Annotated in this window: 13 protein-coding genes; 6 read left to right on the top strand and 7 right to left on the bottom strand. The window is 67.3% G+C overall.

Annotated elements, in window-relative coordinates; all coding sequences use genetic code 11:
- Window positions 1–20: 20 nt before the first annotated feature.
- The 3 genes from wrbA to K2X73_RS09440 form a co-directional block, all read right to left on the bottom strand.
- Window positions 21–623, bottom strand: a complete 603-nt coding sequence (wrbA, locus tag K2X73_RS09450; protein ID WP_294110226.1) for an NAD(P)H:quinone oxidoreductase — start codon at window positions 621–623, stop codon at window positions 21–23.
- 77 nt (window positions 624–700) lie between these two features.
- On the bottom strand, window positions 701–1,420 hold the full coding sequence (locus tag K2X73_RS09445) for a pirin family protein (protein WP_294110224.1): 720 nt from the start codon (window positions 1,418–1,420) through the stop codon (window positions 701–703).
- Window positions 1,421–1,504: 84 nt separating this feature from the next.
- The gene (locus K2X73_RS09440) at window positions 1,505–2,101 is read right to left on the bottom strand and encodes a mannan-binding lectin (RefSeq protein ID WP_294110222.1); all 597 of its coding nucleotides are present in this window, start codon (window positions 2,099–2,101) and stop codon (window positions 1,505–1,507) included.
- Between the two features lie 102 nt (window positions 2,102–2,203).
- On the opposite strand from K2X73_RS09440, the gene K2X73_RS09435 reads away from it, so the two are divergent.
- From K2X73_RS09435 to K2X73_RS09425, 3 genes are all read left to right on the top strand, one after another.
- Window positions 2,204–3,157: a LysR family transcriptional regulator gene (locus K2X73_RS09435; protein WP_294110220.1), complete on the top strand. Its 954-nt coding sequence runs from the start codon at window positions 2,204–2,206 to the stop codon at window positions 3,155–3,157.
- 88 nt (window positions 3,158–3,245) lie between these two features.
- On the top strand, window positions 3,246–3,947 hold the full coding sequence (gene ctrA / locus K2X73_RS09430) for a response regulator transcription factor CtrA (RefSeq protein ID WP_294110218.1): 702 nt from the start codon (window positions 3,246–3,248) through the stop codon (window positions 3,945–3,947).
- 138 nt (window positions 3,948–4,085) lie between these two features.
- Window positions 4,086–4,943 carry an SIMPL domain-containing protein gene (locus K2X73_RS09425; protein WP_294110217.1) on the top strand — a complete coding sequence of 286 codons (858 nt, stop codon included), beginning with the start codon at window positions 4,086–4,088 and terminating at the stop codon, window positions 4,941–4,943.
- A 75-nt stretch (window positions 4,944–5,018) separates the two neighbouring features.
- Here the strand turns inward: K2X73_RS09425 and K2X73_RS09420 are convergent, their stop codons facing one another.
- A complete protein-coding gene (locus tag K2X73_RS09420; protein ID WP_294110215.1) occupies window positions 5,019–7,499 on the bottom strand; it encodes an alkaline phosphatase PhoX in 2,481 nt (826 codons plus the stop codon).
- A 196-nt stretch (window positions 7,500–7,695) separates the two neighbouring features.
- A complete protein-coding gene (locus tag K2X73_RS09415; RefSeq protein WP_294110213.1) occupies window positions 7,696–8,667 on the bottom strand; it encodes a LysR family transcriptional regulator in 972 nt (323 codons plus the stop codon).
- 121 nt (window positions 8,668–8,788) lie between these two features.
- Here K2X73_RS09415 and K2X73_RS09410 point away from each other — a divergent pair, with 121 nt between their 5' ends.
- The 3 genes from K2X73_RS09410 to K2X73_RS09400 all read left to right on the top strand — a co-directional run bounded on the left by K2X73_RS09410 (window position 8,789) and on the right by K2X73_RS09400 (window position 11,840).
- The gene (locus tag K2X73_RS09410; protein ID WP_294110209.1) at window positions 8,789–9,106 is read left to right on the top strand and encodes a UrcA family protein; all 318 of its coding nucleotides are present in this window, start codon (window positions 8,789–8,791) and stop codon (window positions 9,104–9,106) included.
- A 92-nt stretch (window positions 9,107–9,198) separates the two neighbouring features.
- A complete protein-coding gene (locus tag K2X73_RS09405; RefSeq protein WP_294110207.1) occupies window positions 9,199–9,654 on the top strand; it encodes a (2Fe-2S)-binding protein in 456 nt (151 codons plus the stop codon).
- An 8-nt stretch (window positions 9,655–9,662) separates the two neighbouring features.
- Complete coding sequence (locus K2X73_RS09400; RefSeq protein ID WP_294110205.1) at window positions 9,663–11,840, top strand: molybdopterin cofactor-binding domain-containing protein; 2,178 nt, start codon at window positions 9,663–9,665, stop codon at window positions 11,838–11,840.
- An 89-nt stretch (window positions 11,841–11,929) separates the two neighbouring features.
- Here K2X73_RS09400 and K2X73_RS09395 read toward each other — a convergent pair whose 3' ends face one another.
- Together K2X73_RS09395 and K2X73_RS09390 are read right to left on the bottom strand one after the other, a co-directional pair.
- Entirely contained in the window at window positions 11,930–16,084 is a 4,155-nt protein-coding gene (locus K2X73_RS09395) for a translocation/assembly module TamB domain-containing protein (RefSeq protein WP_294110204.1), read from the bottom strand.
- Complete coding sequence (locus K2X73_RS09390; protein ID WP_294110202.1) at window positions 16,084–18,144, bottom strand: BamA/TamA family outer membrane protein; 2,061 nt, start codon at window positions 18,142–18,144, stop codon at window positions 16,084–16,086. Before K2X73_RS09390 ends, K2X73_RS09395 begins: the two co-directional genes overlap by 1 nt.
- Between the last annotated feature and the right edge of the window lie 6 nt (window positions 18,145–18,150).

Raw genomic sequence — 18,150 nt, 5'->3', positions numbered from 1 at the left:
GCCGCGTCGCCCCAGCAGCTTCACGCCGTCAACTTCGCCGCCACCTCGGCGATCCGGCGGCCCTGGTAGCGGGCACCGTCGAGCTCGGTCGCGCTCGGCTGGCGGCTGCCATTGCCGTCGGCGATGGTGGTCGCGCCATAGGGCGATCCGCCCTTCACCTCATCGACCCCCATCTGCGCCTGGAAGCCATAATCCAGCCCGACGATGATCAGCCCCAGATGGAAGAGATTGTTGATCACCGAAAACAGCGTCGTTTCCTGGCCACCATGCTGGGTCGCGGTGGAGGTGAAGGCGCCGCCGACCTTGCCGTTGAGCGCGCCACGCATCCACAGCCCGCCGGTGGTATCGAGGAACGCCGCCATCTGGCTCGCCATCCGGCCATAGCGGGTGGGGGTGCCGACGATGATCGCGTCATAATCTGCGAGCGCATCGGGGCCGCTGATGACCTCATGTTTGAAATCGGTCTTGAAATGCGCCGCCGCCACGACTTCGGGCGGCGCGGTTTCGGGAACGCGGCGCACATCGACCTGCGCGCCGGCGCCGCGCGCGCCCTCGGCGACCGCCTCGGCCATTTGTTCGAGATGGCCGTAGGATGAGTAATAAAGCACGAGCACTTTGGTCATGATGAAGCTCCCAGGGCTGTAATGTCCGTTGCCGATCATAGTGATCAACTACGGCTATTGCTTGCAGAAACCGGCGTTTACTCGCTGTCGACCAGCACCAGTTCGGCGTCTTCGAGTGCGAGGATCTCGATGGTCTGGCCGCCATGAATGGCGACGCCGTCGCGGGCGTTGACCCGCTCACCCTCGATCTCGATCGCGCCGCGCGCGGGCACCAGATAGGCGTGCCGTCCCGGCGCCACGGTGTGGCGGATGCGATCGCCCGCCGTTACGGTCGCGGCGAGCAGGCGCGCGTCGGTGCGGATCGGCAGCGCGCCTTCATCCTCGGCGAAACCGCTCGCCAGCACCACGAACTGGCCCGAGCGATCGGGCTTGGGGAAGGGTTTGGCGCCCCATGACGGCGCGCCACCCAGCCGCTTGGGTTCGATCCAGATCTGGAAGATCTTGGTCGTCTCGCTCTCCAGATTATACTCCGCGTGGCGCACGCCGGTGCCCGCGCTCATCACCTGAACATCGCCCGCTTCGGTGCGGCCCTGATTGCCCAACGAGTCCTGATGGGTGATCGCGCCTTCCCGAACGTAAGTGATGATCTCCATGTCGCGGTGGGGGTGTGGGGGGAAGCCGCTGTTGGCGGCGATCTCGTCGTCGTTCCAAACCCGGATCGCGCCCCAGCTCATCCGCGCGGGATCATAATAGTTGGCGAAGGAGAAATGGTGGCGCGCGTTCAGCCAACCATGATCGGCATGGCCGAGCCCTTCGAAGCGCCGGATTTCAATCTTGTTCGTGGTTGCCGTCGTCATGGCAGTGCCTCCTTGGTTGCGGCCAAGATAGGTACTGCGATCTTCGCGTAAACAGAAACAATCGAAAATGACCGTTTCCGTATATTAGCTGTTGAAGCGGACCTCGCACACCGAAGCGCTGCCGACCTGTACGGTACGCCAATTGCCAGTCCATTCGCCGCCCGCCCGGCGAGCCACCGCCGGACATTTGCCTTCGGCGTCGCGCTGGTTCCAGATCGGACCCGAATCGAGATCGCGGGTCACGGTGCGGCCAGAGCGGCCGGCGCCGTCACGCCACGCCCAGTCGCGCCGCGGGGCATCGCGCCAATCGTCCCGGCGACCGTATCGCGGCCCATCGTTGGCGATGCCCGTTACCCGGTAGAGCAGGCGATAGGCGCCGCCATGTTCGGTGATCAGGATCACGCGCTGGCCGATGTGCAGGCGGATCTGGATGTCGCGCGAGGGATCGTTGAGGTCGATCCAGTCGCGCCCCCGCGCCAGTTCCTGAAAGCGCGCCTTGATGATGCTGCCCTGGCCAAATTCGGTCCAGTTGCCGCCGCCATCATCGACGAACCGGCCGCCATCATAGCTGACCGTGGTGGCGCTTTGTGATCGACCTTCATAGCCTTCGGGCCGGCCATAATCCTGCGCGGCGGCGCTGCTCGCCATCAGCAGCACGGCCAAGCCAAGTGTCGTTCGCATCCCTGCCTCCCCATTGTTGCGCCGGCGATTTAACCCGGCGGCCGGGCAAGGCCAAGGGCAGGGTCGATTGCGCCCGCTTCCTCCAATGCTTACAGCTTGGGTATGCGGCTTCCCGATCTCGAGGCCTGGGCCTTGTTCGCCTGTGTGATCGAGCATCGCTCGTTCAGCGGCGCGGCGGAGGCCGTTGGCGTTTCCAAGGCGACCGTGTCTAAGGCCATTACCCGGCTGGAGGCACAACTGGGCACCGCGCTGTTCCACCGCACCTCGCGGCGACTGGCGCTTACCGAACAGGGCCGCGGCCTCGCCGACCATGCCCGGGCCATGCTCGCCGAGGCGCGCGCGGCGGAGGAAGCGGCGCAAGAGGGCGCGGCGGCACTCGCCGGTCGGGTGCGGGTGAGCGCGCCGATGAGCTTCGGCCTGGCCCATGTCGCGCCGGTGATCGCGCGGTTCCTCGCGCTCAACCCACGGATCGAGATCGACCTCGATCTTTCCGATGGGGTGGTGGACATCGTTGCCCAGGGCTTTGACATCGCGCTGCGGATCGGGCGCCTGCCCGACAGTTCGCTACGCGCGCGGCGACTACGGCCGGTCGCGATGCATATCGTTGGCGCGCCCGCTTATTTCGAGCGCCACGGCCGTCCCGGCCACCCTGGCCAGCTCGCCGAGCATCAGTTGCTCGCTTATTCGAACGTCACTGGGCCTTGGCAATTCAACGGCCCCGATGGTGCGCAGGTGACGCTGCGCGCGCGTGGCCCGCTGAGCGCGAACAGCGGCGAGGCACTGCTGCCCGCGCTCTGCGCCGGGGTTGGGCTGGCGGTGCTGCCGGACTTCATCGTCGGCGCCGAAATCGCCGCTGGGCGGCTGGAGCCCATTCTTCCCGAGTGGCACCCGCCCGCGCTCGCGCTCCACCTGCTCACCCCGCCGGCCACGCTGCGGCCGGCCCGCGTGGAAGCCCTGATTGCTTTTTTAGGCGATGCGCTGGGCGAAAACCGGATGAGTCGAACCGTGCAAGAAACGCCGCGACTCGTGGATTCCCCTAGCGTAGGACTAAATTAACCTTTTGCGTTCATGTCCCGTTTGGTTAATGCTGCGGGTCGAGCGACGCACCTGGGGGTCGCGGCCAGAACTGAGGGGGACTGGGCGAATGCGCGTGCTGCTGATCGAGGACGAGCCGACCACGGCCAAGGCCATCGAGCTGATGCTTTCGGCCGAAGGCTTTAATGTTTACACCACCGACCTGGGCGAGGAAGGCCTCGATCTGGGCAAGCTCTATGATTACGACATCATCCTGCTCGACCTGAATCTGCCCGACATGCACGGGTATGACGTGCTGAAGAAACTGCGCGTCGCCCGGGTACAGACCCCGGTGCTGATCCTGTCGGGCAATTCGGAAATGGACTCCAAGGTGCGCAGCTTCGGCTTCGGCGCCGATGATTATGTGACCAAGCCGTTCCACCGCGAGGAGCTGGTCGCGCGTATCCATGCGGTCGTCCGCCGCTCGAAGGGCCATTCGCAAAGCGTGATCCGCACCGGCAAGCTCGCCGTGAACCTCGACGCCAAGACGGTCGAAGTCGATGGCGCGCGCGTGCATCTGACGGGCAAGGAATATGCGATGCTCGAGCTGCTTTCGCTCCGCAAGGGCACCACGCTCACCAAGGAAATGTTCCTCAACCACCTTTATGGCGGGATGGACGAGCCGGAACTGAAGATCATCGACGTGTTCATCTGCAAGCTGCGCAAGAAGCTGAGCCTGGCGTGCGATGGCGAGAATTACATCGAGACGGTGTGGGGCCGCGGCTATGTGCTGCGCGAGCCCGATGAGGTGGTGACCGCACGCGTCGCGTAACAAGTTGATGGCAAGGGGCGGGAAGACCCGCGGCGCCCTGGGGGAGGGCGCCGCGGGTTTTTCTTTTTGATACCATAGGCTTTGCTTCCCGCCGGCGGCGTGCCAAACAGCGCTGATCCACGGTGAAAGGGATGTGCGATGCGCCTGCTGCTGCCGCTGCTGCTCTTGGGAAGCGCCGCGAGCGCGCAGACCCCGCCGGCTGAGATCGGCGAGCGCTATATTCCCGCCCCCTGGTGGCTGCGCGAGCCGGTGATCGCCTCGCTGGGGCTGGTGCGGACCGAACTGCCCGCCAATCGCGCGCGCTTCACGGCCGAGTTTGGCGCGGTCGAGCGCGATGCGGCGGGGGCGACCGCCGCCGCCGCGCGCAAGGTCGCCGAGCTCGACGCCGCGCTGCGCGCGCTCGGCGCCGACCGCGTGCGGTTGACGACGACTTTCTCGACGCGGCCGCTATACGATCAATATCGCGACAGGGACGGTCGGCTGGTGGACAATCAGCGCGCCGACAAGATCGACCGCTATGAGGTGACCGCCGCGCTCGATATCGAGGTGCGGGATATGGCGCTGCTCGAACGTGCCTATAACGCCGTGCTTGCCGCGAAGCCGACCGGCGTGGGCCAGGTGTATTTCCGCCTCGAACCCGACAACAAGGTGAAGGCCGCCCTTGCCGACGCGGCGATGCGCGACGCGGCGGCGCGGGCGCGCGCGGCGGTGGAGGCAGCCGGCGCACGACTGGGGGCGGCGAAAGTGATCGACCCGACCGCGCGGGTGTGCCGCACCGACGTGCTCGCCGGCTGGCCCAACTATGCGTCGCCCGGCACGCGGCCGACCGATGTCGTGGTCACTGGAGGTCGCGCCCGTTTGGCCGAGGCACCGCCACCACCGCCACCCCCGCCACCGCCGCCGCCACCGGCGCCCGACGCTGCCACCGGCGTAACGCTGCAGCCGCCGCTGCAAACGCTGCAGGACGAGGCGTGCATCGTGTTCGCGGTGCAATAGCGCCCCGCCGCTTCCGGCCAAAAGAAAGCGCCCCCCGTTTCCAGGGGGCGCGAGGTGTTCCAGGGAAAGCTGGAATTACAGGCCGACCACGCCGCCGTCATTCTTGGTGATCACGACCACCGCCGAGCGCGGGCGCGTGCTCGCCGGGGCGCTGCCCGTCGCTTGGGTCGCCGGCCAGTTGCTGCCGGGCGCGGCGAAAGTGCCGTCCTCGCCCGGATGCTGGATGCCGACGAACAGGGTGCGGCCATCGGGCGTCGAGTCGATGCCGGTGATTTCGCACTGGCGCGGGCCGACCAGAAAGCGGCGCAGCTGGGTGCCGGGCGCGGCGCCGATCCGGGTGGTCGCCGAGCCGGTGAGGCCGCCGGCATTGTTGTTCACCACGCGGGTGCCGCCATCGCCCACTCGCCCGGGCAGCGCGGCGAGCATCTGGTTGTTGGTCTGGTCGGTGAAGGCGCCGTCGTCGGTCTGGATCCAGAGCAGCGGGGTCACCTGCCCGGTCGCGTTGGTCGCGCGGCCGAACCACAGCCCGTCGGGGCTCGAAAAGTCGTTATCGGCGGTGAGGCCCGAGAGGTTGATGTTGGTCGCATCGAGGTCCGAGCCCGACCCGAAGACATAAATGTCCCAGGTGAAGGTCGTCGCCTCGCTATTGTCGCCGGTTTCGCGCAGGCGGATGATATGGCCGTTGCGATTGCCGACGGTGGTGCTCGGCGGATCGACATAAGCGCGCGGGTTGGCGGCATCGAGCGTGTTGGGCCGGCGCGAGCTGTTGTTGGTGAGGGTGAGGTAAACCTCGCCGGTGACCGGGTTCACCGCGGTCCATTCGGGCCGGTCCATGCGCGTCGCGCCCGACACGTCCGCCGCGAGGCGCGCGTTCGCCAGCACATCGGCCTGATTGGCGAAGGGATAGGTGGTGTTGGCAGCCGTGATCGGCCCGGTGCCGAACACCAACGGCGCCCATTGACCCGTGCCATCGGCGTTGAAGACCGCGACGTACAGCGTCCCCTGATCGAGATAGCGGTCGCCGATCGCGAGGCGATTGGTCGCGGTCGCGTCGGCGGCAACCCAGGGCGTCGCCGAGACGAATTTATAGAGATATTCGTTCTGCGCGTCGTCGCCCATGTAGAAGGCGGGGCGGCGGCCGACGACGAAATTGCCGGGCCAGCAGCCTTCATGGTTCATCCGGCCGAGCGCGGTGCGCTTGCGCGGCGCCTGGCTCGGATCATAGGGGTCCGTCTCGACGACCCAGCCATAGTGATAGGGCTCGTTGCGGAAATCGGCGGTGGCCGACGCGCCGGAGACGCGCGCGTCCCACTTGCGGAACAAGGTATTGGCGGGATCGGCGGGGGTGACGGTCGACCAGCCATAATTGCCGGTGTTGCTCGCGACGCCGTAGCGCACCAGCGAGGTGACCTGCGCCGGGGTGCGCAGCGCGTCGTCGGTCGCGCGCGGGCGGCGGAAATAGCCGGCCCAGTTTTCCTCGCACGTCAGGTTGGTGCCCCAGGGGGTATAGCCATTGGCGCAATTGTTGATCGTGCCGCGCCCGCGCGTCCCGTCGGGCGAGAAGGCGGTCTGCATGAAGCTCGCCCCGGCCACGGGGCCGTTGAACACGGTGGGCGTGTTCGGGGTGATGCGGCGGTTGAAGTTGCTCGCCTGGACATAGCTCCAGCCCCCGTTGAGCGCGCGCGTGACCTCGATCACGCTCAGCCCGTGCGCCTCGATCTCCTTGATCGCCTCGGCCTCGGGGCGGACGCCGCCGGTCGTGGTCGGGCCGTTGATGTGGAGATAGGTCTGGGTGATGTTCTCGTGATTCTGGACGATCAGGCCGCGCGTGTTGCTGTTGTCGTCGCGGGTGCCCGCCGCCGAGAGGCCGTAGTAATAAAGCGCGTCACCATGGTCGCCGATGCGCTGGGCGAAGTTGGTGTCGCTGCCGTCATTGGCGAAGGCCGGAACCCCCGCCGCGATCGGATCGCCGAGGCGCGACAGCACGGTGACGCTGTAGCCCGTCGGCACGGTGACGACATCGTTCAGATTCTTGGGGATCGCGTTGAAGCCGAGCGCGGGCGGGTTCACGGTGACGCTCGCGTCGGCCACCGCGACCTGGCCGGCGGTATCGGTCGCGGTCAGGCGGAAATTGAGCGTGGTCGCCGCCGAGACGACCGGGGCGATGAAGGTGAAGCTGTTGGGGGTCGCCGCCGGGATCAGGTTCACCGCCGGGCCGCCGGTCTGCGTCACCACCACCGAGCTGACGGGATTGTTGTCGGTCGCGGTGCCGGTGAGCGTCACGACGCGGCCGCTGCTCGTGGTGCCGGAGGTGGTGAGGCCAGCGGTCGGCGCCGGGTCGGTCGGGCCACGGCTGATGTTATTGTTGTCACCGCAGGCGGTAAGCAGGCTGCTGCTGAAGACCGCCATCGCCATCGCGCCGGCGCCGTTGCGCATCGCCTGGCGCCGCGAGAGCATCGCGTGGGCGAGCTCGTTGAGCGACGGGTTGGCGGTGCGGTTGGTATCGATGTCGCCGTCATCGTAACCGAGGGCGAGGTCGGTCGTGTCATGCGTCATGGCGGTCCCCCAAAGATTGGCGTTCAATCGAGTCATTGGCTTTCTTCAGCCTTTGACGGGGAAGTTGGTCAGAACCGTTCCGGTTTGGTGACGCGACACTGACGATGATGTTTCATTGGTGTGAAACCGAATTGCCGCTGCAGTAACGCCCATGCAATCCTGGGCGCCAGTCCCGCGCCGCCGCTTGGGCGGCGCGCTATTGCACGGTGCCGATGTCGGCTTGAAACCCGGGCGGCAGGACGATGTGCGCGTCGGCGAATTCGGGCCGCAACACCGGGGTGGGCGTGCTTGCGCGCGCCCGCGCGATGATGTGATCGGCGATCAGATCGAGCACCGCGCGCACGCGCGGGGTGTGGCGGAGGCGTTCGTGCGTGAGCAGCCACAGTCCGCGCCCGCCCGGCGGCGTCTGCGGCGTGCAGCGGATCAGGCCAGGTTCGTGATCGGCAACCAGCACCGGGAGCGCCGCGAGGCCGAGCCCCGCCTTAACCGAGGCGAGTAATCCCATTACCGAACCCTGATGCAGCGTTACCGCCTGTTCCAGGCCATAACGCGCCAGCCACGGCTGGTAATGCCGCCACAACCCCGGCCCGCCACCGCCGATAATGGGATGGTTCGCCAATTCCTCCATCGATCCGGGGACGCCATGGGCGGCGGCATAGGATTCGCTGCAATAAAAGGCCCAGATCTCGTCGCTCAGCCGCCGTGCGACGAGGGCATTGCCTTCGGGACGGTGGCAGCTGCGCAGCGCGATATCTGCATCACCCGCGCCCAGATCGCGGAGCGCATCGCTGGTGTCGATCTCGACCGTGATGCCGGGATGCGTCTCGTGCAGGGCGCCGAGCACGGGCACGAGCAACGTAACCGCGACGATCTCTTCGGTGGTGAGCTTCACCGTGCCGCGCGCGACGCGCCCTTGCGCGGCGGCGAGGGCCGCCACGGCTTGGGCGCGCTGTTCCACTTCGCGGGCTTGGTCGATCAGCCCCTCGCCCTCGGGCGTGAGGACATAGCCGGTCGGGCGACGCTCGAACAAGGTCAGCCCCAGGTCGCCTTCCAGCACTTGCACGCGCCGGGCGACCGTGGTTTGGCTGACCTTGAGCGCGCGCCCGGCGGCGAGCGTGGTGCCGTGGCGCGCTACGGCCAGGAAATAGCGCAGATCGTTCCAGTCCATGGCGACCCTTCTGCACTTTTGCATAACGGCAGTGCAACATCGTTGTTGGCGCAGCCGCCGATAGCTTTGCTATAGCAGCTGAGACGGCAGAAATCGCCGCCTTTGAACAAGGGAAACTACGATGCGCACGCTTCTCGTCGCGGCCTTCGCCGCGGCCGCTCTCTTCGCGCCTGCAGCAAACGCAGAGCAGGTGCAGCAATCGGTTACGATCCGGGTCGCGGATCTCGACATGAGCCGCGCCGACGGCGTTCGCCTGTTCGATCGCCGGCTGTGGCAGGCCGCGCGCGAGGCTTGCGCCCTCGACGGTCCGCTGACGCTCGCCGCGCAGAACCGCCGTCTGGCGTGTGAACAGGGGGTGATCGCCCAGGGCAATGCGGAGCGTGACCGCCGCGTCGCCGCCGCCCGCGCCGCCGCGCCCGCGGTCGTCGCCACCCGCTGAACCCGCAAGGGATCGGTGCCGCGCCCGCGGCGCCGATCCTTGTCGGCTCCACCGCCCCGCGCTATCGTTCCAACACGATTGGGGAGAGGCGAATGGCGGTGCGGCTGAACGTCAATGGGCGTACGGTGCAGGTGAATGCACCCGCGGACAAACCCCTGCTGTGGGTGCTCCGCGAGGATTTGGGCCTTATCGGCACCAAGTTCGGCTGCGGGCAGGGGCTCTGCGGCGCCTGCACCGTCCATCTCGATGGCCAGGCGGTGCGCGGTTGCCAGACTCCGCTCGGCAGTGTCGGCGCCGCCAAGGTGACGACGATCGAGGCGGTCGCGCAAAAGCCCGTCGGCCGGCGGGTATCGGCCGCGTGGATCGCCGCCGATGTGCCGCAATGCGGCTATTGCCAGGCCGGTCAGATCATGTCGGCGACCGCGCTTCTTGCGCAGACGCCCAAGCCCAGCGATGACGAAATAGACGCGGCGATGGCCGGCAATCTGTGCCGCTGCGCCACCTATAACCGCATCCGTGCCGCGATCCGCGCGGCCGCCAGCGCGTGAGGGCGGCGATGGACGCGATCCTTGACCGCCGCCTGTTCCTGAGCGCCAGCCTCGCGGCGGGCGGCGCGCTGATGTTCCGGCTCGCCCCCGCCGATGCCGCCGAGACCGGCGTGCCGGTGCCGATCGGCACCTTCGTGCGGATCGCGCCCGACAATGCGGTGACGATCATCGCCAAGAACCCCGAGATTGGCCAGGGCGTGCGCACCATGCTGCCGATGCTGATCGCCGAGGAGCTTGACGTCGATTGGGCTCAGGTGACGATCGAGCAGGCCCATGCCGATGCCAAGCTCTATGGCTTGCAGATCGCCGGCGGATCGACCGCGACGCCCGCGAACTGGCTGCCTATGCGTCGGGCGGGCGCGGCGGCGCGGGCGATGATCGTCCAGGCCGCCGCCGCCGAATGGGGCGTGCCCGCCGAACGGCTGAAAACCGCGAGCGGCGCGGTGCTCGATCCGGTGACCGGCAAACGCGCGACCTATGGCGCGCTCGCGGCGGCGGCGGCGAAGCAGCCCGCGCCCGATCTCGCCAAGGTGCCGCTGAAGGCTGCCCAGGATTTCAAGATCATCGGCAAGCCAATCCGCAACGTCGATACGCCCAGGATCGTCGCCGGCGCGCCGCTCTACGCGCTCGACGTGCGGCTGCCGGGGATGCTCTATGCTGCCGTCGAGATGTGCGGCACGTTCGGGGCCAAGCTGAAGGCCGCCGATCTCGACGCCGCCCGGCGCCAGCCCGGCGTGCGGCATGTGCTGAAGCTCGACGGCGTCGGCGATGCCGAGGCGATGAGCGATGCGGTCGCGATCGTGGGCGACAGCTGGTGGCAGGCCAATCGCGCCCGTGCGGCGCTCAACTGCCAGTGGGATCATGGCGCGGCAGGGGCGGTTTCGTCCGAAAGCTATGCGGCGCTGGCGGAGGCGGCGTTCAAGGCGGGTCCGCGAAAGCCGGTCGCGAAGATCGGCGATCCGGCCGCCGCGTTTGCGGGGGCGGCGAAGACCGTCGAGGCGCGCTACGCTTATCCGTTCCTTGCCCATGCGACGATGGAGCCGCAAAACTGCACCGCGCTCTACCGCGCCGACGGCACGCTCGAAATTTGGTCCTCGACCCAGCGGCCCGAGGGTGGGCGCGATCTGATCGCCAAGCATCTGGGCGTGCCCAAGGACAAGGTGCGGATCAACCTGCTGCGCGCGGGCGGCGGCTTTGGCCGGCGGCTGATGAACGACTATATGGTGCAGGCGGCGGCGATCGCGAAGCAGCTGCCCGGCACGCCAGTGCAGCTGATCTACAGCCGCGAGGACGATCTTCGCCGCGACTTCTATCGCCCCGGCGGCTGGCATCAGCTGAAGGCGGCGATCGACGGCCAGGGCAGGCTGGCCGCGCTCAGCAATCATTTCGTCAGCTTCGGCCAGGGCGATAGCTTCGGCAAGGGCGCCGATCTCGACGATACCGAGTTTCCGGCCGGGCTGGGGCCGGCGATCGATTATGGCGCGACCGTGCTCGACACGCATGTGCCGACCGGCTGGCTGCGGGCACCGGGATCGAACGCGCTCGCTTTCGCCTATCAAAGCTTCCTGGACGAGGTCGCGCACGCCGCGGGCAAGACGCTGCCGGCGCTGACGCTCGAACTCCTGGGGGCGCCGCGCGTGCTGCCGCAGCGGCCGCCCTTCGATACCGGGCGCGCGGCGGCGGTGGTACGCCATGTCGTCGCGATGTCGAAGTTCGACAGCTACCGCCAGGGGCAGGGCAGGGGCCTGGGCTTCGCCTTCTACTTCAGCCATCTGGGCTATATCGCCGAGGTGGTCGAGCTGCACGTCGGCGGCGACGAGGGCTTGCGGGTGCCGCGGGTGTGGGTGGCGGCCGATGTGGGCGCGCATATCATCAACCCTCTCGGCGCGCGGGCACAAGCTGAAGGATCGGTGATCGAAGGTCTGGGCCACGCGCTCGATGGGCTCGCGGTGACGCTGGGCGAGGGCGCGGTGCAGCAGGCGAATTTCGATGCCTATCCGCTGCCGCGCATCACCCGCACGCCCGAGATCGCGATCGATTTCGTGCCGAGCGACAATCCGCCGACCGGTCTTGGCGAGCCGGTGCTGCCGCCGGTGATTCCGGCGTGCATCAACGCGCTTTATGCCGCCACGGGAGCGCGCGTCCGGAGCTTGCCGGTGGATCGGACGGTGTTCGCAAGAGCTTGAGGCTGCGCGGGACGGTCCGGGGAGGGCTTGCCAGTGGATCGGACGGTGTTCGCAGGGGCTTGAGGCGGCACGGGACGGTCCGGGCGGGGTCAATAATCCTTCGAGTAGCGTAGCGACGCGTTCGACCCCCCGAACGAGCCGGTCGAACTCAGCAAACTAAGCGCGCGCGAGAGCGAGATTTCGAGCTGGGTGGCGGTAAAGCCGCGTGCGTCGGTGATAATCTCCACATAGATATTGCGCGAAATGTACTGCCCGGCCGCAAGTGCCGTACCCCGGCCGATCGTCTTGTCCTCACCCAGAATACGCAAACGGCTAAGGCCCGTCGCCGAGCGCAACTTGCCAAGCGGGTTCAGTCCCCCGCCCGAGCCACGGAGCGAATTGAGTGCTGCCGCGAGTTGAACCGCCTGGATCGGTGAAAGCGAAGTAACCGGCCCACCGAATAGTAAGCGACTTAGAACCTCATCTTGAGGCAGCGCCGGCGTCGAGCTGAACGTGATTTGCGGGTTCTGCGCGGTACCGTCGATATTGACCGTCGCCGATACATCTTCAACCGTTGTCGATGCGGAGATCGAAAGTAATGGGTTAAGTGTCTCAGCGCCCGAGAAACGGATATATCCATCATTATCCAAATCGAACCGGCGGCCCGCGAAACTGTAGGTACCACGCACCACCCGCATCTCACCAACCACGCGCGGTGCCTTCGCCGTGCCGGTAACGCGCAAATCGCTCGAGAATTCGGCCTCTAGGCCCATGCCACTGACGAAAAGCTCGTTATCGGCGCGCACCGCGATGTCGAGTTGCCAGTTGAAGGCGGGCGTTGCGGCCGCGCGCCTGGGCTGGTCGCCGGCGGCAAGGTCGCGCTTGCGACGCACGCCAGTAAGTTCGGCGACTTCGGCCTGGCCCTGGCGGATCACCTCGTAGCGCGCCTCGGGCAAACGCAGCTCGCCGCTGATCCGAGCGCCTTCCGCCCGGCTGTTGGTGATCGCGAGGTTCCCCGAAACGGTCGCGCCCAGCGCGTCGCTGCGCGCCAGTTGAGCGTTCGTGAAGCTAGTGCGCAGGTTGATCGGGAAGCCGTCTCCCACCCCAATCGACCCTTGCCCGCTCACGGTACCGCGCCCCGCACGCCCCGTCATCGACAGGATTTGCAGCTGCGATTGGGTAAAGCGACCCTGCAGCGCGATGTCGCTCACGACCGTGCCATATTGCTGATTCTCGTAGCGCAGCGCGTCCGCACGCACGAGGCCGTTCAGCTGTGGCGTACGGGGAGTTCCCGCGAAATCGGCGGCGACCGCGATGCCGCCGCGCACATTCTGCCCAGTAATCCCGGTCAAGGTCCACAACACGTCGGCGGGTCCGGAGTAGCGCACACCACCAGACAGCGACGCCCCCATCAGTCGATCGTTGAGCGTCTCGCCGCTGCCCAGCCCCGCGAGCCGGGCCTGGACGCGCCCCACCGTCGTTCCGCCACGCTTGACGAGAGCGTTGAGTCCCCCGCCGCCGCTTCCCAACGTCGCGAGCAGCGCGACATCGACCGGCTCGGACACGACATAGGCCGCGGTGCGTGTGAAGCGCGCCACATCAAGCCGCGCGCGCACATCGGGCACGCGGCTTCCCCGCGCTTGGCCATAATCGATGACGCCCGAGACACGCCCGCCGAGTCCCAGCCCGGGGACGAACGCCTGCGCGATCGCCATGTCAAAGTTCGCCAGCTGCGCCTGGAGCGCCGTGTGCGCGCCATAGCGTCCCGTAAAAGCCACGCGACCCTGCGGTACGACCAAAGCGACGGGTTGCAGCACCCAGTCCGGGCCTTGCTTGAGCACCAGCGCGGGATGGTCGAGCGAGACGGTAATGGTGTTCACCCGGCCACGCAGATTGGCGAGCACCCGGTCGCGCGCCAGCTGTGCCTGCGCCGCGATGTCGAACGGTACCCCGGCATCACCATCGGCGATCAGCTGCACCCGCCCGGACTGATCGCGATAATCAATCCGGCCGCGCGCGTTATTCACCAGATAATCGCCCTGGCGGATGTCCTTGAAGGCGAACTCGCCGGTCACCTGTGGTGCGCCCGTTACCAGGATCGCGGTCGCGCGAATCTGGCCCGAACCAATCGTGATCGGCGTGTCGCCTGGAATACGCCCGGCCTGCGCCGTCGCTTGAATATCGGCGCGCTGATATCTGCCCTGGGCGGAAAGCGCGGCGGTGCCGTCTAGCCCTGCGCCCGTGAAGGCAAGCCTGCCGCTGAACGGCCCCGCGGCGGTTTGCGTTACCGCCCCTTGCGCGGTGATGCCCGCCACCGTCGCGCGACGGACATCGACCGCGAGCCGCGCGCCGGGGCGTACCAGCACGTCGGCGGTAAAGGGGCCATATTGCGATCCGCCGCGCGCGTTCAGCGCATAGCCGGCGGCGGAACCGTTCACCTCGGCGACCAAGTCCTTCAACCCGATCCCTAGCCCAGGGCGGGCGGCGGTGAGCAGCACCCGCGGCCGCTCCAGCGTACCGTTCGCCGCCAGGGAAAAGGGGCCATAACTGCGCGAGGCGCCCCCTGCGCGGAAGGCAAGTCGGCCGGTGTCGATCGCGTAGCTGCCCTCGCCAGAGGTGACGCGGAAGTCGGGCGCATCGAGCCGCAGCAGCGCCAGTCGCGCCGTGCCCGATTGATCGAACAGGAAGCGCGCGGTCGTCACCGCCGGCCCTCCCAATTGCTCGGCGATGGTGGCGTTGGTGATCTGGCTGGTGACGACGCGGAAAGTGCCACGAATGCCGTAACCGCCGCGATTGTCGGCAACGAGCTTGGCATCGGTCGTCAGCGCGATGCGTCCGAGCCCGGCGACCTGATAGTCGTTCACCCGGCCTTTCAGCGCGCCGGTGTACGTGCCCTTCGCGGGATCGGCGAGGACGATGGCGGTCGCGTCGATCCGCGACGAGCGCAGCTTGAGATTGTCCGAGAGCAGCCGGCCATCTGTATAAGCCAGGTCGCTACTGATCCGCAGATTCTCGAGCAACCCGCCGGCGGCCGCGTTAAGGCCGGTTACCCGCCGCGCGGTGGCGTTCACGGGGATCAGGATCCGGTTCGCATCTACCCGCGCCGTGCCAGAGGCGTTAAGCGCCTCTATCCCGGTGGTGCCGAACGCCAGCCGCCGCGCGGTGAGGCGGTAATCGAGCAACGGACGCGCGATCGGTCCATCGAGTACGGCGTGGAGCAGAACATCATCGCCCGCGAGTTTTGGGGCGATTGTCTGGGGCTTGAGAAGGCTGAGGTCGATGATGAAGCGGCGTAAACGGCTTTGCCCCAGATCGATCAGCCCGTTCGCGCCAAGGGTCAGGGCATCGGCACGGCCGGTGAAGCGGAGATCGGCGCGGCGATCGGCGACCGCGGCGACGAGATCGACGGCGAGCCGGGGCAGCATTCTCGCGGCGACCGGAGCCACGCTGCCGGGCATCGTTATCCCCGTCGCGCGGAAGGTGCCGCTGCGCGCGCTTAACGCCAGGTCGGCGAGCGGCTCGCCATCCGCGCGACCCGTCGCTCTGCCGTTCCAGGCCCGCCAATCGCCTTGCCCCTTGATGCTTATCGCGATCGGCTTGCCAAGCTTGGCATAGCTGTCGACCAACCCTCCTGCCGGGGCGGTGAAATCGGCGTCGATTACCAGCCGGTTCGCGTCGGGAACCGCGTCGAGCCGTGCATGTAGCGCATCGCCGCCCACCACTCCGGCGGTGACCAATGCGTTGGCGTCGGCGGTCAGTTGGGCGTGGCCGTTGGCGATGTCGACCATCCCGGCGAGCCGCACGACATGGCGCTTGCCGGTGACCGCCGGGGCAATATCGAGCCGGTCGAGCGCGAAGCGGCCGATCTCGATATGGAGATCGGGCAGGATCGGCTCGTTCGGGTCGCGCGGCACGGGTTTCAGCGCGGGCAGACGGCGCAATGCCGCGCTCGGCACCACGAGCGAGCGGATGTCGAGGCGCTTGTTCAGATAGGCGAGGGGCCGCCAGTCGATTGCCGCGCGCGGGGCTGTGAGGAAAATGCCGTTCGCGTCACGCGCCTCGAACCCGATCAGCGCCATGCGTCCATAGATCGATCCTTCGATCCGCGCCGCGCGGAAGTTCAGGCCCGATTGCGTGCTGTAAGCGGCGAGGCGAGCGCGAATGAATTCATGCCCCGGCCCGCTATCGATGCCGAGCAGCGCGGCGCCCAGCAGCACCACGATCGCCACCAGCGCGATGCCAGTCCATTGGAGCGCCCGGCGCATCAGAAGGCCTGCCCAATCGAAAGATACAGCGCGACCGCCGTCTCTCCCCGCCGCCGCCCGATCGGGGTCGCCACATCGATTCGTAACGGGCCAAAATTGGTGTAGTACCGCCCACCAATCCCCGCGCCGAAGCGCAGGCCGGACAGCGTTGGCACAGAACTCTCACTCACCTGCCCCGCGTCGACGAACGGCACGATCCCGAAATTGCCGAAGCGATAACGGCCCTCGATCGCGAACTCGGTCACCGATCGTCCGCCGACCGGATCGCCCTGCGCATCCTTAGGGCCGAGTTGCTGGAAGCCATAACCGCGCACCGAGCCGCCGCCGCCGGCATAATAGCGGCGCGATGGCGCGATCGCGTCGCGCGACGCGCCGACGATCGAGCCGACCCGGGTGCGCCCGGCAATTGTGAAACTGTCGCTCACCGGATAATAGCCTGAAACGTCGATCAGCAGCCGGGCATAGGTGTCGAACGGGCCGCCACTCACCTGCTGCACTTCCGGGCTCAGCCGGGTGTTGATGCGAAAGCCACGTGTCGGATCGAGCAGGCTGTTCGAACGGTCATAGCCGAGCTGCAACGGGAGCGCGCCGATGAAATAGGTGCGGCGCGCGCGATTGGGGTCGATATCGGCATTGGGCCGTTCGCGGCTGGCGAGCAATTCGGTGCCGATGCTCCAGGTCCAGCGCTTCTGGAAGATCGGCGTCGACGCGCGGCTTAGCGAAGCGTTCACCTGGATCGTATCGGCTTGAAACGCCTGGAAGCGCTGGCGCGCGACGCTCGCGCCGATTGCCAGCACCCGGTCACGTTGCCCCGCGTTAGAGCGACGAAACTGCGCGCCGACCGATTGTTCGAGCGTTCCGGCGATCAGGTTCAGCGTCAGCGCGCCTTCGGGCGGAAAGAGGTTGCGGTGGGTCCAGCTGCCCTGCACCTTGACGCCCTCGCCCGTCCCGTAACCGGCCTGTGCGGCCAGCTGGCGCCAGCGCCCCTTGCTCTGGCGGACCAGCAAATCGACGCGCTCGGTGCCATCGGGCAGAGTTTCGCCGGTGCGAACGGGCTCCACGGCAACGGTTGAGAACAGGCTGGTCGCGATCAGTGCCTGGCGCAGATCGTCGGTTTTACGGCTGTCATACGGATCGCCTTCCTTGAAACGGCGCAGTACGCGAATGTGGCGCGGGCTGAAGATCGGATCGCCAGCCACTTGTATATTGCCAAATCGCCCCTTGGGGCCGGCGACGATCGGCAGGGTATAGTCGCCGACATGAGTATCGTCATCGAGCACAATGTCGCGCTCGCCGACGGTCGCGAAGGGATAGCCTTGTTCCGGCAAGCGAATTGCGACGCGGCCTTCGCCTGCCTCGATGGCAGCCGCGACGATCGGCGCGCCAGTATCAAGCTTCAACGCTTGGCGCGCTATCGCGGTCGGTTCGGGCGCGGCCCCGGTGATCGCGATACTGCCCAGCGCGTAGCGCGGCCCAGGCGTCGCGGTGAGCGTGACAGTCAGGCGATTTTCTTGATTCGGTAGGGTGTTGATGGAAGCCGTTGCTATACCGTCGTAGAAACCTTCCGACTTCAAGAGCCGCTCAATCAGTTTCACGTCCTCGTCAGCGCGCGCACCGATCTGGGCTGCGTTGGCGCCGCGGCGACCGCCCTGAAACAGCGCGGAGAGGCCGCGGAACTCGTCTTCTAGGTCGATCTCGGCGAGTCCCTTGATGACCACCCGATAGGGGATGGCGGGGGCTTTCTCGCTATCCTTTACTTGCAGGTCGACCGGTGGGGTGGTGTCGGTCGCCGATAAAGGCGGCAGGGGCGTGGCGAGCTCGGGCTCGGCCGCGATCGGGGCGGGCGGCGTAGGGCCGATCGCAGCGTCGGGCGGCGGCTGTATCTGGTCGAGCGGCGGCAGCGCCTTGTCGAACTCGGGATCTCCGGTGGGTGGCTGGGGGAGCGGTGGCGTTTGCGCGACAGGTGTGCTGGCCTTGAGGGAGGCGGCCGTGACCGGCGCGATCGTGCAGCCGAGCGCCGCGCATACGGCCGGAAGCGGCAAGGTTCGGCGGATGCGCAACAGTGG

Origin of the sequence: Sphingomonas sp. (assembly GCF_019746665.1) — a bacterium.
In the GTDB taxonomy this organism is placed as follows: Bacteria; Pseudomonadota; Alphaproteobacteria; order Sphingomonadales; family Sphingomonadaceae; genus Sphingomonas.
The sequence above is the reverse complement of the archived record's forward strand: the minus strand, read 5'-3'. Positions and strand labels throughout refer to the sequence as shown.